The sequence below is a fragment of the Methylosinus sporium genome, assembly GCF_003113265.1.
Lineage (GTDB): Bacteria > Pseudomonadota > Alphaproteobacteria > Rhizobiales > Beijerinckiaceae > Methylosinus > Methylosinus sporium.
This window is the reverse complement of sequence record NZ_PUIV01000007.1, coordinates 106,378-126,223: the sequence shown is the minus strand read 5'-3', so window position 1 is coordinate 126,223 and position 19,846 is coordinate 106,378. Positions and strand designations below refer to the sequence as shown.

Below are 19,846 nucleotides of genomic sequence, written 5' to 3'. Positions count from 1 at the left end.
CTCGCAAGTGACAGCCGGCGCAGCCTGGATCGACGTCGCCGAGAAGCGATCCGGGCAATTTTTCCTCGGAGACAGCGAAACCGCTGCGGCGATCGCCGCCGCCAATTGGGCGAGATCGCCGCTCGGCCCGCCGCTGACCTGGCCGAAGCGCTTGCGCATCGCGCTGGAAATCTGTCTCAACAGCGCCTTCCCCATCGCCATCTTCTGGGGCAGCGAGCTCTGCCTTCTCTATAACGACGCCTATCACAGCCTGCTGGCCGACAAGCATCCGCGCGCGCTCGGCCGGCCGGCGCGCGAGGTGTGGCCGGAAATCTGGGACGTGATCGGCCCCATGCTGCAAGGCGCGCTCGTCGACGGACTGCCGACCCGTTCGGAAGATCTGCAGCTGCACATGATGCGCAACGGCCGCCGCGACGAGGGCTATTTCACCTTCTCCTACAGTCCGATCCACGACGACGACGGCGGCATGGGCGGCGTCTTCTGCCCGGTGGTGGAGACCACCGACCGGGTGATCGGCGAGCGCCGGCTGCGCACTTTGCGCGATCTCGCCGCGCTGAGCCGCGCCGAGGACGAGGGCGAGGCCTGCCGCCTCGCCGCCAGCGTGCTCGCCATGAATGGCTATGACCTGCCCTTCTCGGCCATTTATCGCTTCGACCACGACCGCGGCGAGGCGGAGCTGATGGCGGCGACAGGCGTGCGTCCTGGCGGGCGCGTCGCGCCGCTGCGCATCGGACTCGGCGATCCCGATCCTGTCCGCGGCGATATTTGGGGTCTCGCCGAGGTCGCGCGGCTCACGCCCGGCCGCGTCGCCATTCGCGCGGTCGATGGGCGCTTCGGCGAGGAAACGCCCTACGGCCCCTGGTCCGCCGCTGCGGACGAGGCCGTGCTGTTTCCCATCGTGCTGCTCGGCCAGGACCGCGCCGCGGCGGCGCTGATCGCCGCCGTCAATCCGTTCAAGCGGCTCGACGCGGCCTATGCCTATTTCCTCGACCGCGTCGCCGCCAAAATCGCCTCCTCCATGACCGACGCGCGCGCCTATGCGGCCGAGCGCGAGCGAGCCGAGGAGATCCGCGTGCGCGAGCTGGCGCTGCGGCGCACCGAGGCGGAGCTGCGCGAGGCGCAGCGGCTCGGCCGCATCGGCAGCTGGCGCTGGAGCGGCCGCCATGACGATCGCGGCGGCGCCTCGCCCTATATCGCGCGCATCTTCGGCTTCGATCCCGATGCGCCGCCGCCGAGCTTCGCCGAGCAGAAGGGACTGCTCTACGCCCCGCGCGATTGGGAGAAGCTCGACGCCGCGACGCGCGAGACCTTGCGCACCGGCGAAGGCTTCGAGTTCGATCTTCCCGCGCATCGCGCCGACGGCGCCGCAATTCATGTCACCATTCGCGGCGAGGCGGTGCGCGACGAGCGCGGCGCCATCGTCGGATTGCGCAGCACGATTCAGGACATCACCGAGCGCAAGGAGGCGCAGGAGCGCGTCGAGCTGCTGCTGCGCGAGGTGACGCATCGCGCCAAAAATCTCCTCACCGTCGTGCGCGCCGTAGCGCGACAGACGGCGCGGCGCGATTCTCCGCACGCCTTCGCGCAGCATTTCGACCAGCGCATAGCGGCGCTCGGCGCGAGCCATGATCTTCTGGTGCAGAACGAATGGCGCGGCGTCGAGCTGCGCGCGCTGACGCGTTCGCAGCTCGCGCACTTCCGCGATCTGTTCGGCTCGCGCATTCGTATCGAAGGGCCGGATACGGTGGTGAAGCCGGCGGCGAGCCAGGCGATCGGCATGGCGCTGCACGAGCTCGCCACCAACGCCGGCAAATATGGCGCGCTCTCCAACGACAAAGGCGTGGTCGGCATCGCCTTCGGCGTGAGCAGCGAGGGCGGCGCGCCGCATTTCGAGATGGAATGGCGCGAGAGCGGCGGGCCGACGGTCGTCGCGCCCAAGCGCCACGGCTTCGGCCATATGGTGATTCTGCAAATGGCCAAACATGCGCTCGGCGGCCGGGTGACGCTCGATTATGCGCCGAGCGGCGTCGTCTGGAAGGTGAGCGCGCCGCTCGACAATGTGATCGAGCCCGCGCAAGGAGAGGATTAGATGAGCGGTAACGAACCCATCCGCATTCTCGTCGTCGAAGACGAGCCGGCGATCGCGGCCGATCTCTGCTTCGTCGTCGAGGAGGTCGGTTATGAGATCGGCGGCACCGCGAGCTCGGTCGACGAAGCGTTGAAGCTGATCGAGGACGAGGAGATAGACGGCGTGATCCTCGACGCCAATCTGCGCGGCTCCAGCAGCGCCAGCGTCGCCGACGCGCTGCGCGCCAAAAAGCTGCCCTTCTTCGTTTTGTCGGGCTATCTGCAACGGCAATTGCCGGAGCCGCTCTGCGGCGCGCCCTTCCTCGCCAAGCCCTATGACCAGGACGAGCTGACCTCGCGCATATTGGCGCTAGCGCAGCAGTAGCGAAGCGTGATGAACGCCGACGCCGAGCGGCGCGAAAATGCGCGCGGCCCGGCGTCGCCCATCGTCAACGGTGGTGATGATGATGGTGGTGGTGATGGTGATGATGTTGATGGTGGTGCCGATGGGGCCGCGGATGGGCCGAGGCGGCCAGCGGAGCCAGGGCGACGGCGAGGCCGAGAGCCAAAGTCGCGATCAACTTTTTGGTCATGATCTGTCCTCTACATGCCGAGGCGTCGGGGCGACGCGCTCGAACAATGCCGCGGCCAAGATGAATAAATGCCGAATGAGCCGCCGCGGCGCCCAACATAGCGGCGCCGAAGCCCGAAACCAAAGCTTGTCGTCACGCCGGCCCCCGGCCCAAAATACGCAGGCCGAGCCCCTATCGCGCGGATTTGCGAGCCTCTATGAATTGGCGGACGCTCCACGCCGCGCGCCCGAAGGACAAGTCGATGCCGATCTGGAAGCCAGATTTCGATCGCCAGAATAACGCCATTCTTACCCGCTTCGCGCGATCCATCGAAGCGACGAAGCCCTTCGCCGAAAGCTTCGACTATGACGGGCTCTACTGCTGGAGCCTCGCGAGCTCGCCGCAATTCTGGTCGGCGATCTGGGACTTCTGCGGCGTTATCGGCGAGAAGGGCGAGCGCATTCTCATCGACGCCGACAAAATGCCCGGCGCGCGCTGGTTTCCCGACGCCCGGCTGAATTTCGCGGAAAATCTGCTGCGCCCGCGCCCAGCCGAGACCGAGGCCATCGTCTTCCGGGGCGAGGACAAGGTCGAGCGCCGGCTCTCCTTCGGCGAGATCGTCGCTGAGGCGGCCGCGCTCGCCGCTTATTTCCGCGCGCAGGGCGTCGCGCCCGGCGACCGCATCGCCGCCTATATCCACAATGGGCCGGAGGCGATCATCGGCATGTTGGCGGCCGCTTCGCTCGGCGCCGTCTGGTCCTCCTGCGCGCCGGAGTTCGGCGTGCAGAGCGTGCTCGATCGCTTCGGCCAGATCGCGCCGCGCATCCTCATCGCGGTGAACGGCTATTTCTACAAGGGCAAAACGCTCGACCGCGCCGATAATATTCGCGAGATCGCCGGCAAGCTGCCGAGCGTGCAGAAAATCCTGCTGGTCCCTTACACGAGCGCATCGCCCTCGCTCGACGGACTCGCCGACGCGCAGCTCTGGCCGCAAGCGATCGTCGCGCATGAGGGCGCGGCGCTGCGCTATGAGCGCCTGCCTTTCGACCATCCGCTCTACATCATGTTCTCCTCCGGCACGACGGGCGCGCCCAAATGCATCGTGCATGGCGCCGGCGGAACGCTGCTGCAGCATTTGAAGGAGCATCGCCTACAAAGCGACATCAAGCCCGGCGACCGCTTCTTCTACGCCACCTCCACCGGCTGGATGATGTGGAACTGGCTGGCGAGCGGCCTCGCCAGCGAGGCGACGCTGCTGCTCTATGACGGCTTCTTCAACGCCGGCGAGGATGGCGCGATCCTTCTCGACTTCGCCGCCGAGGAGAAGGCGACCTTCTTCGGCACCTCGGCCGGCTATCTGAAGCAGATCGAGAAGCAAGGGCTGAAGCCGCGCGAGAGCCATGATCTCTCCGCCGTGCGCAGCATTGCCTCCACCGGCTCGCCGCTGCTGCCCGACAGCTTCGATTATGTCTATCGCGACTTCAAGGAAGATGTGCAGCTCGCCTCGATAAGCGGCGGCACCGACATCGTCTCCTGCTTCGTCGGCGGCAATCCATGGAGCCCGGTCTATCGCGGCGAGATTCAATGCGCGGGCCTCGGCATGGCCGTGCAAGTGTGGGACGAGGAGGGCAAGCGCGTCACCGGCCATGAGGGCGAGCTCGTCTGCACGCAGCCCTTCCCCTCCATGCCGATCTATTTCTGGAACGACGCCGACGGCGAGAAATATCGCAAGGCTTACTTTTCCGAACATCCCGGCATTTGGCGCCATGGCGATTTCGCCACAGAGACGGAGCACAAGGGATTCCTCATCCATGGCCGCTCGGACGCGACGCTCAATCCGCAAGGCGTGCGCATCGGCACGGCGGATATCTACAATATCGTCGAGCGCCTGCCGGAGATTCTCGAATCGCTCGCCATCGATCAAGAGTGGGAAGGCACGACGCGCATCGTGCTGTTCGTGAAGACACGCGAAAGCGCCGAGCTGGACGACGCGCTCGCCGCGCGGATCAAGCGCGAATTGTTCGAGAAAGCGTCGCCGCGCCATGTGCCGTCGGTCATCATCGCGGCGCCCGATCTGCCGCATACGCGCTCCGGCAAGCTCGTCGAGCTCGCGGTGAAGGAGATCGTGCATGGACGGCCGGTGAAGAATGTCGGCGCGCTCTCCAATCCCGAATCGCTCGCGTTTTTCGCAAATCTTCCGCAGCTCGCGGACAAAGGCCGATAGGACCGTGATGCAGACTTTGGGACGCATCGTCATTCTGGTGAACGACTATGACGAGGCCGCCGATTTCTATCGGGACAAGCTCGGCCTCGACACGCTCTTCGACGCTGGCGAAGGCGCCCGGCGCTTCCTGCATCTCGGTTTCGGTCAGGGCGGCGTCTGGCTGCTTCTCGCCGACAACGCCGAGGCGCGCGCGAGTCGGAAACCAGACCGGAGGTCAGCCCGTCGGGGTGGTCTATACCGACGACATTCATGGCGATTTCGCACGGCTTGCCGACAAGGGCGTGAAGGTCGCGGAAACGGTCCAGAGCGACGAAGGATCGTTCCATTTTCGTTTCCATGACCTCTACGGCAACCAATGGGTGCTCGTGCAATTGAATGCTTCGGCGCTCTGATCGACGGCGCGCGAGCGTCGGATCGTCACGAAAGCGCGCTATCTATCCGCCTCATTGCCACGAATGTGATCGATAGGAGCCGCGAAGATGAAGATCGACGAGGTGCTCGAGACGGCATTTGCGATGCCGCTGACCAATCCCGCCTATCCGCGCGGACCCTATCGTTTCTATGATCGCGAATTCATCGTCATCGCCTATCGCACCGACATCGACGCGCTGCGCGCCGTCGTGCCGGAGCCGCTCGAGGTGGACGAGCCCATCGTCAAATATGAGTTCATCCGAATGCCGGATTCGACCGGCTTCGGCGACTATACCGAGAGCGGCCAGGTGATCCCGGTGCGCTTCAACGGGCAGAAGGGCGCCTATGTCCACGCCATGTATCTCGACGATGACGCGCCCATCGCCGGCGGCCGCGAGCTGTGGGGCTTTCCCAAAAAGCTCGCCTCGCCCAAGATCGAGCATGACGGCGACGTCATTCTCTGCACGCTGAAATATGGCCCGGCGCTCTGCGTCGAGGCGTCGGTCGGCTACAAGCATCGCATATTGGAGACGGCTCCGATCGCCGAGGCGATCCAGCAACCGAATTTTCTTTTGAAGATCATCCCCCATGTCGACGGCTCGCCGCGCGTGCTGGAGCTGGTGCGCTACCATATGACGGACGTCGTGATGAAAGGCGCCTGGGCTTCGCCGGCGGCGCTCGCGCTGCATCCGCATGTCGCCTGCGACGTCGCCCGCCTTCCGGTGCGGGAAATCATCTCGGCAACGCATTTCACCGCCGATCTCACGCTCGCTCTCGGCGAGGTCGTGTTCGATTATCTGGATCAGAAATAGCGCCGCTCACGCATCCTTCCGCTTCGGCGCGCGCGCCAGCAGAATTTTGTAACGAATGTCGAAATAATCGGGGACCGCGCAGCGGACCGCTTTGTCGCCGCGCATGAGGATCGCCGGAATGAAGGCGGCGCCGAGGCCGGCCTCCACCTGCGCCAGCAGAGCTTCGGCCGAGGCGCTCTCGCAGACCGGCGGATCGCGCAGGCGAACGCCATGCGCGGCGAGCATGGCTCCGATGCGCGCCCCATAATGCGTGCCCGGCGCATAGACCATCAGCCGCCCGATCAGCATATCGTCCTCGAGCGCGGCGAGGCGCGCGGCGCCGCGGCGCTGCGCGAGGATCAGGCGATCCTCGCCGATCGTCTCGAGCTCGAGCCCGACGAGATGCTCGGCGTCGCCGAAATCGGGAATCATGGCGAGATCGGCGTGGCCGCGCTTGACCGCCTCTATGCAGCCGGAGACGGAGGCGACGACGACCGAGTAATTGCGCAATTCACGCTTCGTCAACCATGGCGACAGAAAGGTCGCGGCGAGCGTGTTGGTCGCATAGATGCGCAGCGCCTTTTCCAAATGGCTCGACACGGAGAGAACCGCGCGGCGCGCATCATAGATGTCGTCGCGCAGCCGATGCGCCCGCGAGAGGAACTCTTCGCCGGCGGGCGTCAAAGTCACCGGGCGCCGCTCGCGATCGAACAGCGACGCGCCGAGCCATTCCTCCAGCCGCTGCATTCGGCGGCTATAGGCGGATTGCGTCGTGCAGCGCGCCTGCGCCGCGCGCGTGAAATTGCGCGTCTGGCAGAGCGCCAGGAAATCGTCGATCCACTGCAGCTCCATGATGCGAGAAATGCATCGTCCTATCGCAAATGACAATTGGATCGAGCCGCAACGCCGCGCCATATGCGTCGCTGTGACGATTTCTCGGGGTTGAGCGAATGGAACCGCTGACGATATTCGAGAAGGACGATGGCGCGGGCTTCGCCCTTTTGCCGCGCTGCGTGCGGCTGCTGACCGCGCCGGCCGAGCCTCTGGCTTTCTGCGAATTCGAGGTGGTGAGCGGAAACGCGGCCTATCGGGCGGGCGAGCGCTTTTATCTGACACAGGCGAAAGCCCGTCGCGCCTATCCTGCGGCGACGCTTCTGCCGGCGACCGCCGACGACGCGCCCCGCGACAATTAGCGCTGGAGATAGCGCCCGGCGCAACTGGAAAGTCGCCATTCAAATTACAATTATCTTGGTCGATGAGACATTTTCACCGTCCCTGGCGCGCTCCATGACGAGCTTTCGCTTCACGCTGCAAGCCCAATTGGCGCTGTTCATCGGCGCTTTTCTGGCGATTGTCCTCGGCTTGGCGCTGCTCTCGACGCAGAGCCTGCGCGTCGTCGAGGGCAAAACCGAAGCGCTCGCGTCGAAATGGATCGACGGAACGCGCATTCTCGGCGAATTGACCGATCGTATTTCCGAGTTCCGAATCGCGGAGACCTATCGCGCTCTGGCGGAAGCCGAAGAAGAGCGGATCGCTGCGGAACAGCGCGCGGCCGAACATCGCGTCGTCATCGAAGAGCTGCGACACGACTATGAGCTGCTGTTCGACGCCGAGCAGCGGCCGGACCTCGCCAAATTTCGCGATGCGCTCGCCGCCTATTTCGCCGCCCATGACGACTGGATGGCGCGGGAGCCGGACGTTGCGGCGATCAGGGCCGGCCATGGCGTGAACGCTCTGCACGGGCTCTACCGGACGACCGACGAAGCTGCGGACGCCGCGATAGATCGGCTCGAGTGGTCGGCGCGCGCCGAGGCCGAAACGGCGGCGCGAGTCACCGAAGGCGCGCTGAAAACCAGTCTGCTCGCCTCGGCGCTCGCCGTCGCATTCGCGATCTGGCTGCTCTTTCGCGTCAGGGAGCAGATCACGCGGCCGCTCGCCGCGATCACCGCTGCGCTCGCCCAGCTCGCGGCCGGCAACCGCTATGTCGAGGTTCCCGAGATCGGGCGCGACGACGAAATCGGCGCCATGGCCAAATCTCTGGACGTCTTCCGCGCCAATGCGCAGGCGCTGGAGCGCGCGCATGAGGCGACGCGCGCGGCGCAGGAACATGCGCAGATTCTCGCGCGCCAGGATTCGCTCACCGGCCTCCCCAATCGGCGTATGCTGGTCGCCGATCTGCACGCGGCGATCGAGCGTGTCGAGGACGGCGCCGCCGCCTGCGCTCTGCTCTTCGTCGATCTCGATCGCTTCAAGCCGATCAATGATCTCGAAGGGCATCGCTTCGGCGACGCCGTGCTCTGCGAAGTGGCGCGCCGCCTGCGCCACGTCTCGCGCAAGAGCGATATCGTCGCGCGTCTCGGCGGCGACGAATTCGCGATTTTGATCGAGATGACTCCCGCCACCCATATGGATCAGGCGACCAGCGTCGCCGGCCGGGCGCTCGCCGCCATCGCCGAGCCGATCGAGATCGGCGATCGGCGCGTCGAACTCAGCGCCAGCGTCGGCGTATCGCTCTGCCCCGAGGATGGTCTCGACGTCAGCTCGCTGCTGCGCGCGGCGGATATAGCGATGTATCACGCCAAGCGCGACGGTCGCGGCCTGTTCCGCTTCTTCGAGCAGAGCATGGACGAAGAGCTGCGTCGGCGCGCCGAGCTCGAATCCGCATTGAAAAAGGCCGTGGCCGCCGGCGACATTCACCCCTTCTATCAGCCGCTCGTCGATCTGCGCGACAATCGCGTCTATGGCTTCGAAGTGCTGTCGCGCTGGACGGATGAGAAGCTCGGCGCCATTCCGCCGGACGTCTTCATTCCACTCGCGGAACAGATCGGCGTCATCGCCGATCTCACCTGGTCGGTGGTGCGACGCGCCTGTCGTGAGACGCTGCAATGGGGCGCGCAAGTGCGCCTGTCCGTCAATGTGTCGCCGATGCAGCTCAAGGATCCGCTGCTCGCCTCACGCCTGCTGGCGACGCTGGAGGAGGAGAAATTCCCGCCCTCGCGTCTCGACGTCGAGATCACGGAGAGCGCCCTCATCGACGACGTCGACACCGCCCGCGCGACGCTGGCCGCGCTGCAGGCCGAAGGAATGCGCATCTCGCTCGATGATTTCGGCGCGGGCTATTCGAGCCTCTATCATTTGCGCGCCTTCCATTTCGACAAGGTGAAAATCGACCGCTCCTTCGTGCTCGCCATGCAGCATGACGAGGAGAGCGGCAGAATCGTCGACGCCATTTTGAGCCTGCTGAAGCATCTCGGCGTGACGACGGTCGCCGAAGGGATCGAGACGGCGCAGGTGCTGCGCCGGCTCGCCGAAAATGGCTGCGAGATCGGCCAGGGCTTTTATTTCGGCAAGGCGACGCCCATCGCCGAAGCCTCCAAGCTGCTGCGCCGCCGACGCGCCGATCGCCGTGTGGCCTAGTGTCTTGCCGGGTTTCATTGAAACACGGCAGACTCCAGGCTTTTGTTTTGACGCGTTTCCAACGCCGAACCGGCGCCCACTTCGGCTGGAAACGCTAAAAGCTACGCGGCCTGTTCGTCCGACATCAGGGAATGACGCCCGTCGCCATGCGGCCGAGATCGCCGACCGCGCCGGTGACGGAATCGACCGCGCGCTGCATGAAGCCCGGCTGCTCGGCGGGAGCGGGCGGCGGCGGCGCGGCCGGAGCCACGGCGACCGGAGCGGGCGGCGGCGCGACAGGAGCGGCGGCCGTCGGCGCCGGAAAGGGCTTGGGCTTGGCCGGCTTCGCCTGCTGCGCCGTCGGCTTGGCGGGCGCGGTCTGGGCGGGCGCCACCGGCTTGACCGGCTGCGGCTTCTCGGCGGCGGTCGTCGTCTTGGGCTTGGCGGCGTGCGGCGCCTTGGCCGCGGGCGGAGGCGCGGCGACGACCGGCTCGGGCGCCGGGGCGATCTCGACCGGCGGAGGCGCGGCGGCGACGGGTTCGGCCGGCGGCGCCTTGGGCGTCGGAATAATGCGGATGGGCGCGGCCGTGGGCGTCGTCAACGGCGCGGCCTCGGCGTCGGGCGGACTCAATGCGCCCGCCGGCAGCGGGGATGGCGTTTCGACGGCGACAGGAGCCTCCTTGGCGACAGCGGCGGGCGCCTCGCCTTCGGGCGCGGCGGCGGCGACCGGCTCCTCGGCGGCAGGGGCGGACTCGGCGGCCATTGCGTCACGGCCGACGGCCTCCGCATTCTCTGCGGCTGCGGCGTTGGCGGCGGGATCGATGGTCTCGCGCTGCAGCGCCGAGGCGACGGGCTCCTCCTCCTCGGCAGGCAGGAACATGGTCGCCATGGCGCCTGCGCCGACGGCCAGAACGACCACGGCCGCGACGATCAGCCATCCGCGCCCACGCCGGCGGCGAGGCTCGACGCGCGCGGACCGCGATTCGTCCGGCTTCGGCTTGCGCCGCGCGCGCAGCTGCCGGTCGACCTCGCTCGGCGCGCGCACGGCCTCGGCGGCCCGCCGCGGCTCGGCGAAGGCTTCGCGCTGCGCGTCGCCATGGGCCGGCCGGGCGAGAGACTCGTCGCTTTCCTGCGGCGGGTCGGCGTGACGCAACAGCTCCTTGAACTCCTCGAACTCGGCGATGAGCTTCTTGTCGGCGGGGGCGTTCATCTTCCAGTCCTCCGATTGCGTCGGCGCGCCGGCCGAAACTCCGACGCCCGCCGCCATCATTCGCGATTTTCGCCGATCCCGGCCTCCGCGAATATTCGCGAAACACCTCTGTCGGCGGGCCATTTCTCGGGCGGCCTCCGCCACTCTCCGCAGCAATAGAGAGAAATGTGGCCGATCTTTGCTGCGGCGCCTTCCCTTTGGAGCCTCATCCGATCCAATCGGATCAGAAAGCGCCGGCTCGCTCAGACCAGCTGCTCCTTCAATTGCAGCGTTCCCGCGACGCCGATCGCGTCATAATGCTCGTCGAGAAAAGCCTTGCCGGCCTCGTGGCCGATGTCGAACAGAGAGCGCAGGAAACCATAATCGGCGTCGAGCTTGGTGTCCGCGCCGAAGCGCTGCATCGCCGCGCCGCCTTCGACGAGATGCAGCAGCACCTTCTTATAATGCGTGCCTTTCAACCGTCCGGCGTCGATGAGGCGCGCGACGAAGTCGATGGCGCGAAACTCGTGCAGGAGGGAGGCGTTGAAGGTGATCTCGTTCAGCCGATCCATTATGTCCTGCGCGGTGCGCGGGATTTCGTCGCGCTCGACGGGATTGATCTGCACCAGAATAATGTCGCGGCAATCGGTCTCGGTATAGAGCGGGAACAGCGCCGGATTGCCCATATAGCCGCCGTCCCAATAAGCCTCGCCCTCGACCTCGACGGCCTGGAACAGAGTCGGCAGGCAGGCGGAAGCCATCAGCATGTCGATCGTCATCTCCGGCCGGCGGAAGATGCGCACCTTGCCGGTGCGCACATTGGTGGCCGAGACGAACAGCTTCAGATCATCCGTGGCGCGCAGCGCCCGAAAGTCGATGAGGCTGTCGATGAGATCGCGCAGCGGGTTGATGTCGAGCGGATTGAACTCATAGGGCGAGAAATAACTGGCCGCATTATGGGTGAAGGATTTGCGTAGCTTCAACGGGTCCCAGAAGCCGAACACCATGTCGCAGAGATCGCGCTGCGCCTTGCTGAGATCGCCGTCGACGCTCACCGTGCGCCAGAACTCCTGAAGTTGCGCACGGGCGCGCGCCGGCCCGCCCTCGCGCAATCCATCCGCATAGACGACAGCGTTCATCGCGCCGGCGCTGGCGCCGCTGACGCCGACGACATCGAGCCGCCCATCCTCGAGAAAAGCGTCGAGCACGCCCCAGGTGAAGGCGCCGTGTGCGCCCCCGCCCTGCAAGGCCAGAGTGACCTTCTTCTTTTGGTCCGTCATCCCGCGGTCCAGCCGCCGTCGATGGAAATATTCGAGCCGGTGATCTGCGCCGCGGCGTCCGAGCACAGGAACAGGACCAGCGCTGCGATCTGATCGACGGTCACGAATTCCTTGGTCGGCTGCGCCTGCAGCAGCACGTCGTCGATGACCTGCTCGCGGGTGAGATTGCGGGCCTTCATCGTGTCGGGAATTTGCTTCTCGACCAGCGGCGTCCACACATAGCCGGGCGAGATGCAATTCGCCGTGACGCCGAAAGTGGCGAGCTCCAGCGCCACCACCTTGTTGAGCCCGGCTATGCCGTGCTTGGCGGCGACATAGGCGGCCTTGAAGGGCGAGGCGACCAGCGAATGGGCCGAGGCGGTGTTGACGATGCGGCCCCAGCGCCGCTTCTTCATGCCCGGAGTCGCCGCGCGAATGGTGTGAAAGGCCGAGGAGAGATCGATCGCAATGATCTGATTCCATTTTTCGATCGGGAAATCCTCGATCGGCGAGACGAATTGGATCCCGGCATTGTTGACGAGAATGTCGACCGAGCCGAGCTTCGCCTCGGCATTGTGGATCATGGCCTCGATTTCTTCCGGCCTAGTCATGTCGGCGCTGTCGTAAATGGCGGTGACGCCGAACTCGGTCTCTATGGCGGCGCGCTCCTTCTCGATTTCGGCGGCGTCGCCGAAACCGTTGAGGACGACATTGGCTCCCTCCTTGGCGAGAGCGCGGACGACGGCGAGCCCGATGCCGCTGGTCGAGCCGGTGACGACGGCATTGCGTTTGGCGAGAGACATTCGCGCTCCTCTGATGCTGGAGGATGAGCGCCAGCGGCTCATCCTGTCGAATGGCAATCTAGCGTATCTCGACCGCGTGAAAATAACGACGGGATATTCCGCGTCGCTCGGCTCCGCGGCGAAGGAGCCTAGTCGTTCATCATGACAAAACCCACGCCATGCGCCGACATGAATAACGCGAGCATCGACACGGAAACGCGAATGTCGACATCGAATTTCCGATAGAGCGACACGGCGACGATCGCGACGGGCGAGATCGCATAGCCGACGCCACATGCCAAATATGTCGGCATATCCGCGTAGCACACTCCCCATTCGACAAGACGCCGATCTGAGATCGATCGCTCGATCTCTCGGTAGTCATAAACCTCGCCGATAATGAGCGAGAGGAGATATACGGCCATCAGCATGAATATTGTGGCGCACACATATTTATTCATGAAGTTCGCCTTTCGAGGAGTCACGCTGGCGTTTCCAGCCGAAGTGGGACACCGGTTCGGTTGGAAACGCGTGAATGACTCCAGGCGTGCGCAAATTCGCTACTGGCTCGCCCAGAGGATGCGGGCGATCCAGCTCACCTCCTCCTTAGGCAGCACGCGGTCGGGATAAGCGGGATTGAAGGATTTCAACTCCACCGTGCGCGCCGTCTGGCGCTTCAGCTCCTTGGCGAGAACCTCGCCGGCGGTGGTTTTCACGACCACCCGGTCGCCGCGCCGCACCGGGGCGGCCGGCGAGACGATCACGATGTCGCCGTCGCGATAGAGCGGGGCCATGGAGTCGCCGGAAATCTCGAGCGCGTAAGAGTGCTCGTCGGCGTCGGCGAAGACGTCGATCTCGTCCCAGCCCGTGCCGGTAGCGAAGCCGGCGTCGTCGAAAAAGCCGCCGACCCCGGCCTGGGCGAGGCCGATGAGCGGACGTCCGCCGCGCGGCGGCCGCTGCCCCTTGGCCATGACCAGGGTCATGAAATCATCGAGGCTCGCCCCCGTCGCCTGCAGAACCTTGGCGATCGATTCGGTCGAGGGCCAGCGCAGCCGCCCATCGGCGGTCTGCCGCTTGGAACGGTTGAACGTGGTCGGATCCAGCCCGGCCTTGCGGGCGAGGCCGGACGCGGTGAGCCCATAGCGCTCGCCGAGCGCGTCCAGCGCCGCCCAGATTTGCGAATGCGTCAGGATCTCAGCCATTGGCGGACCTCATTCCTAGCGCTAGGAATAGAACAGTCGCCTCCGCTTCGCAATTCGAGATTTGCCCGCCGCCCGAATTGCGGGCGCGCCCCGCCATTGGTCTTTTTTTGGACCGAAAACGGCGTATTTTCAGCAAATTCCGAAAATCGGCCCAGGAGGCTCCATTGACCATGTCGGCCGGGCCGCCTATCTTCGACCGATCGTGACCCAGCAGAATGAAAAATCCTGGCAGTATGGACAGACGGCGGCGACGATGCTCGTCGCCTATCTGCTCGTCCTGCAGGGTCTCGCCGCGGGGATCGTCGTCGGCGCGCGCGCTGGACAGACCGTCCTCGGCAGCACGATCTGCGTCACCGCCAGATCGGCCTCTGTCGACGACGGCTCTCAAGGGCCGCGCGCCCCCGCCCATGGCATGGACGCCTGCTGCGTCCAGCATTGCACGGGGCTCGATGGCGGAGTCCTCGGCGGATTCGCCGAACTCGATGCGCCGCCTTCGCCGAAGGCGAGCGTTCTCCAGCCGCTGCATGAATCTGGCGGCCATAAACGTCTCGCGCAACTTCCCGTCGGAGCGCGCGCTCCGCCCGTCCTCGTCGTCTGACCGCAGCCCGAAGGCTGCGCCGCTGGCGCGCTTTTCCGCTCCGTCCCGGCGGAGGAAAGGCGCATCTCCCAGAAGACAAAGCGAATTCGCAAATCGATTCCGCAAGCCGCAGCGCGCTCGGGGATCGATTCGAAAATCGCCCGAGAGGCCGAGTCGAGACAATGGATTATGATATTCCCCCCCGAGAAGGGCGGCGTTCCACGCGAAGCGCGGCTGCGCCCGCTCGCGATCAGTCGATGATGCCGACGCGCCGGCGCGTCGAGGTGCTGGAGACCTATTTCGGCGCCGACGGCCGTCCGGTGAAGCGCAAGAGCATTGGCGCGGCGCGCGTCGCCCGTCACTATGACGAGCGCGGCAACAAGGTCGAAGAGGCCTATTTCAACGCCGACGGCAAGCCGACCCTGCGCAAGGGCCTCGGCGTCGCCAAAATCGCCTGGCGCTATGACGAGAGGGGTCGGCAGATCGACGCCTCCTTCTTCGACGCCGCCGGCGAGCCGGTCCAGAAAGGCGCCGCAGCCCGCGTCCGGGCGCTCGCCGACGCCTGACAGCCCTTTTGCGACGCCGGGCGGCCGCGAGCCGCCCGGGCTCTCAGAGCGCTATCTGATCGAATCGGATAGCGCTCTCGCTTTTTTCGAGGACGATTTCCAATTTCCGATCGCGGAGACGTAGCGCCCGGAGAGCCATAGAGCGAGCGTTGACAGCCGCAACCCCGCAATTTAGCGTTGAAATAATAATTTTATTTCGCCGCGGATTGTGGACATGACGACATATACGCTCTCCTTCGCCAATCTGGCGGTTCCGGGGACCGGCTCCAACGCCGGCAATACCGACACCGTTTCCGGTCAATTCACGATCGACTTCACAAACAATAAGGTATTGGCGTCGTCGCTGACGATCGACGGCGTGGACGCTCTGAGCGCTGTCGGCGGCAGCGGGGGGAACATCGGCACTTTCAGCGACAATGAAGACGGCACCTACAATGTCGGCATGACGAACCTTGGTTCCGACTATAATTTCGTCATGTATTTCACGGGCCAGAACCCCACCGCCCTCGGCCGCATCATCTACCAGTCGGCCAATGGCCGCAGTTTCGACACCGGAGCGACCTCCAGCAATTATTACGCTCCGAACAATGACTTGCCGGCCGCTTCGGCGGTCGCCTGCTTTTGCTCCGGCACGCATATCCTCACGACGCGCGGCAATATCCCTGTCGAGGCGCTCGCCGTCGGCGATCTCGTCGTCACCGCATCCGGCGCGACCAGGCCCATCCGCTGGCTCGGCCATCGCGAGATCGACTGCCGGAACGCTTCCGCCAAGATTCGCCCCGTGCGCATTTCCGCCTACGCCCTCGGCCCCGACCGGCCGGCGCGAGACCTCCTCGTCTCCCCCGACCACGCGCTCTGCTTCGATATTCTGGGCGACGCGCTCGTCCCGGCCGGCGCTCTCGTCAATGGCGCGACGATCACCCAGCCCGAGATGGACCGCGTCTCCTACTGGCATGTGGAGCTCGAGGGGCACGACATTCTCCTCGCGGAGAACCAGCCGGCCGAAAGCTATATCGACACGGGCAACCGCGCTTTCTTCGTCGAGAGCGACGTCGTGTCGTTCGGCGCGGAGGCCGTCGCACGCACCCATGCCGGCTTCTGCCGCCCGTTCCACGCCAGCGGCCCCCTCGTCGAGGCGCTGCGGGCGCAGCTCCGCGCGCGGGCGGAAGCGCTCGGCTGGACGCTGGACGAGACGCCGGCGCTCGACCTGCATCTCCTCGTCGACGGCGTGCGGATCGAGCCGATCGTGCGCGGCTCGGCCTGCCGCTTCCAGATTCCGGCGGGAGCGCGGGAGGCTCGCCTCGCCTCCTCCATCGCGCGGCCGGTGGACGTGGGCCAGAGCGACCCCCGCGAGCTCGGCGTCTGCGTCTCCAGCCTGACGCTCTGCGACGGCTTCGGCGCGGATCGACAGATCGATCTCTCCGATCCGCGGCTCGATCACTGCGGCTTTCATGCGCTCGAGGAGGGAGCCCGGCGCTGGACGTCGGCGCAGACGATCCTGCCAGCCGAATATCTGAGGGATTGGCCCGACGGCGCCTTCCTCCGCGTGGAGCTGTGCGGTCCGCCCGTGGCGCGATGGATCGCCCCGGCGAGCCGAGAGACGCTCGCGCGTCAGCCGTTCACGATCGCGATGGCGAAGCCGTCCCAGCCTTTGGAGCCGACCGTCTGAATGGCGGTCGCCGTCACCCGAGGCTCGGCGGCGATCGCCTCGAATAAAGCGCGCGCGCCGGCGGCGTCGGCGTCCATCCCCGCGAGCACCGAGCCCTCCCGCACCACATTATCGACAATGATGAGGCTCCCCGGCCGCGCGAGCTTCAGCGCCCAGGCGAAATAATTGGCGTTATTGGGCTTGTCGGCGTCGATGAAGGCGAAGTCGAAGGGGCCGGCCGACTCCGCCGCGAGCTTCGGCAGAGTGTCCAGCGCCGCGCCGACGCGAATCTCGACACGGCTCGCGAGACCGGCGCGGGCCAGATTGACGGCGGCGACATCCGCGTGCTTCTGCTCGAGCTCCAACGTGACCAGCCGGCCGCCCTCGGGCAGAGCGCGCGCCAGCCATATGGTGCTATAGCCGCCGAGCGCGCCCACCTCGAGAATCCGCTTCGCCCCAATGGAGCGCGCCAGCAGATGCAGCAGCTTGCCCTGCGGCGGCGAGACGTCGATCGCCGGCAGGCCGGCCGCCGCGTTGGCGGCGAGGGCAGAGTCGAGATCGGCGTCGGCGCCGATCAGCCGATCGGCGATATAGGCGTCGACCTCGCCCCAGGCGCTCGAAGCTTCCGATGACATGGGCCCACTCCTCTCGCGCGCCGACCAGTGCGAGAGACTCGGCGATCAGACGCCGAGCTTCTTCTGCAGATTGGTCGAGGACGTCGTGTATTGGAACAGCAGCTTCTTATCCGGGAAGATGTAGCGATGCGCCTTCTGCGCGGCCAGCGCCCCCTCGTGGAAGCCGCAGAGAATGAGCTTCAGCTTGCCCGGATAGGTGTTGATGTCGCCGATGGCGAAAATGCCCGGGTGATTGGTCTCGAATTTCTCCGTGTCCACGGGAACGAGATTCTCGTTGAGGTTGAGCCCCCAATCCGCCACCGGGCCGAGCTTCATCGTCAGGCCGAAGAAGGGCATCATGCGATGCGCCGACACCACCGTGTCGACATTGTCATTGCCGCGGATCGTCACCGAGGAGAGCTCGCCGTCGGCCCCCTCGATCGCCGTGACCTGGCCGAGACGGAAATCCACCTTCTTGGCGGCGATCAGCTCCTGCAGCGCATTGACCGAATGCGGCGCGGCGCGGAACTGATCGCGGCGATGGACGAGCGTCAGGCTCTTGGCGATGGGCTGCAGATTGAGCGTCCAGTCCAGCGCCGAATCGCCGCCGCCGACGATGACGACGTCACGGTCGCGGAAATCCTCCATGCGGCGCACCGCATAGAAGACGGATTTGTTCTCATAAGCCTCTATGCCGGCGATCGGCGGCTTTTTCGGCTGGAAGGAGCCGCCGCCCGCCGCGACGAAGACCACCTTCGCCTTGAACTTCGTTCCCGCGTCGGTCGTCACCTCGAAAGAGGGCTGCTCGGGCGTGCCAGTGGGCGTCAGCGTCTCGACCATCTCATTGAAATGGAAGGTCGGATTGAAGGGCTTGATCTGCTCCAGCAGATTGTCGGTGAGGCCCTGTCCGGTGACGAGCGGATGGCCGGGAATGTCGTAGATCGGCTTTTCCGGATAGAGCTCGGAGCATTGGCCGCCGGCGCGCGGCAGAATATCGATGACATGAGCCCGAATATCGAGAAGGCCCAATTCGAAAACCGCGAACAGACCGGCCGGGCCGGCCCCGACGATCAGCGCGTCGGTCTCGATTGTCTCACTCATTGTCCATCCTTCGCCGCGTTCGAAACGAAATTTCGCGAGGGCGGGGCGACTCGCGTCGGACCGAAATGCGCCGAGCGCGCTTCGATCGACCATGGCCGCCGCCGTCGAAACGGGCCGGCCGGCGCGGCCAGCCCCGGTCGAAACCCGATCCCTTCACGGCCATGGTCTATAGCATCCGCGCCGTCATGCAAATGTCTTCGGGAGATCGAAACGGACGCGAAAAAAAACGCCGCGCGGGGCGGCGTTTTGTCCGTCGAATTATCGGCGGCTTCGGAGCCCTCAGCCCTGCTGGGAGGGCGTCGTCACCACGAGGCCGTCGAGCTCCGGCCGCACGGTGATCTGGCAGCTGAGGCGCGAATTGGGCTTCACATCGAAGGCGAAGTCCAGCATGTCCTCTTCCATCTGCGAGGGCTTGCCGACCTTCTCGACCCAAGCCTCGTCGACATAGACATGGCAGGTGGCGCAGGCGCAGGCGCCGCCGCATTCGGCCGGAATCTCGGGGATATCGTTGCGGCGCGCCGTCTCCATGACCGTGGAGCCCGTCTCGCCCTCGACCGTGCGGGCCTGACCATGCGAATCGACGAAAGTGATCTTCGCCTTGGTCGGAGCGCCGCCGCCGGGCTCGGCGCCATAGCGGTTCGCTTGGTCGTAGAGGCTGGTCTTCACCATGGTGCTCTGTCTCTTCCGTTGACGTGTCGGCGCGCCTGCCGCTGGCGCAAAATTCGGCGGGCCGCCGAAGTCCCTCGCCCGAAGCTTCGGCCCGACGCTCGTCCTATCGCGCGATCAGTTATCATCGGCCGGGCGGACGCGCTAGTCTTTCCTCGAGCCTGCGACGGCGTCATGTCGCGGGCGCCTGCTCAGACTTGCGCCGCGGTCCAACGCACGATCTGGCCGACGGTCGCGGTCAGCGCCTCGTCCAGCGCCTGCGTCGCCGCCGCGCCGGTGGAATGGGGCGCCGGCGCGCGGCTCGAGAAGACGCGTCCCTGCCCCACCGGCGCGCCGCGCGAATCGAGCATTCTGGCGGCGATCTCGACCACCGCCTCGGAGGTCGTCACATCGATCTCGAAACGGCGAATCTCGGTCGAAAGCACATGGTCCGCGATCATTCCGGCGCGCACGACGGAGCCGGCGCGGCGGCCGATGTCGAAGCCGGCGATGAGCCGCGCCTGCACGAGCCGCGGCAGCCGGTCCACCCATTGCGCCTCGGCAAGATTGGCGACCTCGTTCGGCCCGGTGCGCACGACGATGCGGTCGGAGTCGATGGGCTGCACGGCCATCGGCTCGGCGACTGCGAGCGTGCCGCGCAAGGGCCGCGCCAGCGCGCGCCCAGCCTCGCCGGGACCGCCGAGATCGAAGCTCTCGCGCCGCGGCGCGCCGCCGCAAGCCGCGAGCGCCAGAGCGGCGAGCAGAATGAGGGAGAGCGACGCTCTCGACGGCGTCATGGACC

Annotated in this window: 21 protein-coding genes and 1 pseudogene; 11 read left to right on the top strand and 11 right to left on the bottom strand. The window is 65.8% G+C overall.

From position 1 onward, the window contains the following. Positions 1 to 7 precede the first annotated feature (7 nt). Both C5689_RS07615 and C5689_RS07610 read left to right on the top strand, forming a co-directional pair. Positions 8 to 2,089, top strand: a complete 2,082-nt coding sequence (locus C5689_RS07615; RefSeq protein WP_108916666.1) for a PAS domain-containing sensor histidine kinase — start codon at positions 8 to 10, stop codon at positions 2,087 to 2,089. Continuing rightward, complete coding sequence (locus tag C5689_RS07610; protein ID WP_108916665.1) at positions 2,090 to 2,452, top strand: response regulator; 363 nt, start codon at positions 2,090 to 2,092, stop codon at positions 2,450 to 2,452. Positions 2,453 to 2,516: 64 nt separating this feature from the next. Here C5689_RS07610 and C5689_RS18375 read toward each other — a convergent pair whose 3' ends face one another. Then, positions 2,517 to 2,660, bottom strand: coding sequence for a hypothetical protein (locus C5689_RS18375; RefSeq protein ID WP_158271781.1), 144 nt, complete (start codon positions 2,658 to 2,660; stop codon positions 2,517 to 2,519). A 241-nt stretch (positions 2,661 to 2,901) separates the two neighbouring features. Between C5689_RS18375 and C5689_RS07605 the strand changes: the two genes are divergently transcribed. The 4 genes and pseudogenes from C5689_RS07605 (at position 2,902) to C5689_RS07595 (ending at position 6,086) form a co-directional block, all read left to right on the top strand. After that, positions 2,902 to 4,863 carry an acetoacetate--CoA ligase gene (locus tag C5689_RS07605; protein WP_108916692.1) on the top strand — a complete coding sequence of 654 codons (1,962 nt, stop codon included), beginning with the start codon at positions 2,902 to 2,904 and terminating at the stop codon, positions 4,861 to 4,863. After that, positions 4,787 to 5,056: pseudogene (locus tag C5689_RS19110) on the top strand (VOC family protein); the annotation flags it as partial. The gene C5689_RS07605 and the pseudogene C5689_RS19110, both read left to right, overlap by 77 nt. A gap of 34 nt (positions 5,057 to 5,090) precedes the next feature. Beyond that, complete coding sequence (locus C5689_RS18830; RefSeq protein ID WP_244594621.1) at positions 5,091 to 5,255, top strand: VOC family protein; 165 nt, start codon at positions 5,091 to 5,093, stop codon at positions 5,253 to 5,255. Between the two features lie 87 nt (positions 5,256 to 5,342). Then, complete coding sequence (locus C5689_RS07595) at positions 5,343 to 6,086, top strand: acetoacetate decarboxylase (protein ID WP_108916664.1); 744 nt, start codon at positions 5,343 to 5,345, stop codon at positions 6,084 to 6,086. 6 nt (positions 6,087 to 6,092) lie between these two features. On the opposite strand, the gene C5689_RS07590 is transcribed toward C5689_RS07595, so the two are convergent. Then, entirely contained in the window at positions 6,093 to 6,917 is an 825-nt protein-coding gene (locus tag C5689_RS07590) for a LysR family transcriptional regulator (RefSeq protein WP_108916663.1), read from the bottom strand. A gap of 98 nt (positions 6,918 to 7,015) precedes the next feature. Between C5689_RS07590 and C5689_RS07585 the strand changes: the two genes are divergently transcribed. Together C5689_RS07585 and C5689_RS07580 are read left to right on the top strand one after the other, a co-directional pair. Continuing rightward, on the top strand, positions 7,016 to 7,258 hold the full coding sequence (locus tag C5689_RS07585) for a hypothetical protein (RefSeq protein WP_108916662.1): 243 nt from the start codon (positions 7,016 to 7,018) through the stop codon (positions 7,256 to 7,258). 94 nt (positions 7,259 to 7,352) lie between these two features. Continuing rightward, positions 7,353 to 9,482: a putative bifunctional diguanylate cyclase/phosphodiesterase gene (locus C5689_RS07580; RefSeq protein WP_108916661.1), complete on the top strand. Its 2,130-nt coding sequence runs from the start codon at positions 7,353 to 7,355 to the stop codon at positions 9,480 to 9,482. Between the two features lie 124 nt (positions 9,483 to 9,606). Here the strand turns inward: C5689_RS07580 and C5689_RS07575 are convergent, their stop codons facing one another. The 5 genes from C5689_RS07575 to C5689_RS07555 all read right to left on the bottom strand — a co-directional run bounded on the left by C5689_RS07575 (position 9,607) and on the right by C5689_RS07555 (position 13,893). Further along, the gene (locus C5689_RS07575; protein ID WP_108916660.1) at positions 9,607 to 10,731 is read right to left on the bottom strand and encodes a hypothetical protein; all 1,125 of its coding nucleotides are present in this window, start codon (positions 10,729 to 10,731) and stop codon (positions 9,607 to 9,609) included. Between the two features lie 182 nt (positions 10,732 to 10,913). Further along, complete coding sequence (locus C5689_RS07570; protein ID WP_108916659.1) at positions 10,914 to 11,930, bottom strand: patatin-like phospholipase family protein; 1,017 nt, start codon at positions 11,928 to 11,930, stop codon at positions 10,914 to 10,916. Then, positions 11,927 to 12,712, bottom strand: coding sequence for a 3-hydroxybutyrate dehydrogenase (locus C5689_RS07565; protein ID WP_108916658.1), 786 nt, complete (start codon positions 12,710 to 12,712; stop codon positions 11,927 to 11,929). Before C5689_RS07565 ends, C5689_RS07570 begins: the two co-directional genes overlap by 4 nt. Positions 12,713 to 12,840: 128 nt before the next feature. Continuing rightward, on the bottom strand, positions 12,841 to 13,152 hold the full coding sequence (locus tag C5689_RS07560; protein ID WP_108916657.1) for a hypothetical protein: 312 nt from the start codon (positions 13,150 to 13,152) through the stop codon (positions 12,841 to 12,843). Between the two features lie 99 nt (positions 13,153 to 13,251). After that, complete coding sequence (locus C5689_RS07555; RefSeq protein WP_108916656.1) at positions 13,252 to 13,893, bottom strand: S24 family peptidase; 642 nt, start codon at positions 13,891 to 13,893, stop codon at positions 13,252 to 13,254. A 202-nt stretch (positions 13,894 to 14,095) separates the two neighbouring features. Between C5689_RS07555 and C5689_RS07550 the strand changes: the two genes are divergently transcribed. The 3 genes from C5689_RS07550 to C5689_RS07540 all read left to right on the top strand — a co-directional run bounded on the left by C5689_RS07550 (position 14,096) and on the right by C5689_RS07540 (position 16,705). Next, positions 14,096 to 14,491 (top strand): DUF2946 family protein, encoded by a 396-nt coding sequence (locus C5689_RS07550; protein ID WP_108916691.1) that lies wholly within the window; start codon positions 14,096 to 14,098, stop codon positions 14,489 to 14,491. 236 nt (positions 14,492 to 14,727) lie between these two features. Further along, positions 14,728 to 15,036, top strand: a complete 309-nt coding sequence (locus C5689_RS07545) for a hypothetical protein (protein ID WP_244594620.1) — start codon at positions 14,728 to 14,730, stop codon at positions 15,034 to 15,036. Positions 15,037 to 15,250: 214 nt separating this feature from the next. Continuing rightward, entirely contained in the window at positions 15,251 to 16,705 is a 1,455-nt protein-coding gene (locus C5689_RS07540) for a Hint domain-containing protein (protein ID WP_108916654.1), read from the top strand. Here the strand turns inward: C5689_RS07540 and C5689_RS07535 are convergent. The 4 genes from C5689_RS07535 to C5689_RS07520 form a co-directional block, all read right to left on the bottom strand. Further along, positions 16,648 to 17,319: an O-methyltransferase gene (locus C5689_RS07535; RefSeq protein WP_108916653.1), complete on the bottom strand. Its 672-nt coding sequence runs from the start codon at positions 17,317 to 17,319 to the stop codon at positions 16,648 to 16,650. The genes C5689_RS07540 and C5689_RS07535 overlap by 58 nt on opposite strands. Positions 17,320 to 17,364: 45 nt before the next feature. Continuing rightward, positions 17,365 to 18,399: an NAD(P)/FAD-dependent oxidoreductase gene (locus C5689_RS07530; RefSeq protein WP_108916690.1), complete on the bottom strand. Its 1,035-nt coding sequence runs from the start codon at positions 18,397 to 18,399 to the stop codon at positions 17,365 to 17,367. Positions 18,400 to 18,678: 279 nt separating this feature from the next. Then, positions 18,679 to 19,068: a 2Fe-2S iron-sulfur cluster-binding protein gene (locus tag C5689_RS07525; RefSeq protein ID WP_207783319.1), complete on the bottom strand. Its 390-nt coding sequence runs from the start codon at positions 19,066 to 19,068 to the stop codon at positions 18,679 to 18,681. 188 nt (positions 19,069 to 19,256) lie between these two features. Further along, entirely contained in the window at positions 19,257 to 19,841 is a 585-nt protein-coding gene (locus C5689_RS07520; protein WP_108916688.1) for an ABC-type transport auxiliary lipoprotein family protein, read from the bottom strand. Between the last annotated feature and the right edge of the window lie 5 nt (positions 19,842 to 19,846).

Excerpts from the sequence above, each read along its gene's own strand:
- C5689_RS07610 (WP_108916665.1), top strand. The coding sequence starts at position 2,090 with ATGAGCGGTAACGAACCCATCCGCATTCTCGTCGTCGAAGACGAGCCG.
- C5689_RS18375 (WP_158271781.1), bottom strand. The coding sequence starts at position 2,660 with ATGACCAAAAAGTTGATCGCGACTTTGGCTCTCGGCCTCGCCGTCGCC.
- C5689_RS07605 (WP_108916692.1), top strand. The coding sequence starts at position 2,902 with ATGCCGATCTGGAAGCCAGATTTCGATCGCCAGAATAACGCCATTCTT.
- C5689_RS07595 (WP_108916664.1), top strand. The coding sequence starts at position 5,343 with ATGAAGATCGACGAGGTGCTCGAGACGGCATTTGCGATGCCGCTGACC.
- C5689_RS07590 (WP_108916663.1), bottom strand. The coding sequence starts at position 6,917 with ATGGAGCTGCAGTGGATCGACGATTTCCTGGCGCTCTGCCAGACGCGC.
- C5689_RS07585 (WP_108916662.1), top strand. The coding sequence starts at position 7,016 with ATGGAACCGCTGACGATATTCGAGAAGGACGATGGCGCGGGCTTCGCC.
- C5689_RS07580 (WP_108916661.1), top strand. The coding sequence starts at position 7,353 with ATGACGAGCTTTCGCTTCACGCTGCAAGCCCAATTGGCGCTGTTCATC.
- C5689_RS07575 (WP_108916660.1), bottom strand. The coding sequence starts at position 10,731 with ATGATGGCGGCGGGCGTCGGAGTTTCGGCCGGCGCGCCGACGCAATCG.
- C5689_RS07570 (WP_108916659.1), bottom strand. The coding sequence starts at position 11,930 with ATGACGGACCAAAAGAAGAAGGTCACTCTGGCCTTGCAGGGCGGGGGC.
- C5689_RS07565 (WP_108916658.1), bottom strand. The coding sequence starts at position 12,712 with ATGTCTCTCGCCAAACGCAATGCCGTCGTCACCGGCTCGACCAGCGGC.
- C5689_RS07560 (WP_108916657.1), bottom strand. The coding sequence starts at position 13,152 with ATGAATAAATATGTGTGCGCCACAATATTCATGCTGATGGCCGTATAT.
- C5689_RS07555 (WP_108916656.1), bottom strand. The coding sequence starts at position 13,893 with ATGGCTGAGATCCTGACGCATTCGCAAATCTGGGCGGCGCTGGACGCG.
- C5689_RS07545 (WP_244594620.1), top strand. The coding sequence starts at position 14,728 with ATGATGCCGACGCGCCGGCGCGTCGAGGTGCTGGAGACCTATTTCGGC.
- C5689_RS07540 (WP_108916654.1), top strand. The coding sequence starts at position 15,251 with ATGACGACATATACGCTCTCCTTCGCCAATCTGGCGGTTCCGGGGACC.
- C5689_RS07535 (WP_108916653.1), bottom strand. The coding sequence starts at position 17,319 with ATGTCATCGGAAGCTTCGAGCGCCTGGGGCGAGGTCGACGCCTATATC.
- C5689_RS07530 (WP_108916690.1), bottom strand. The coding sequence starts at position 18,399 with ATGAGTGAGACAATCGAGACCGACGCGCTGATCGTCGGGGCCGGCCCG.
- C5689_RS07525 (WP_207783319.1), bottom strand. The coding sequence starts at position 19,068 with ATGGTGAAGACCAGCCTCTACGACCAAGCGAACCGCTATGGCGCCGAG.
- C5689_RS07520 (WP_108916688.1), bottom strand. The coding sequence starts at position 19,841 with ATGACGCCGTCGAGAGCGTCGCTCTCCCTCATTCTGCTCGCCGCTCTG.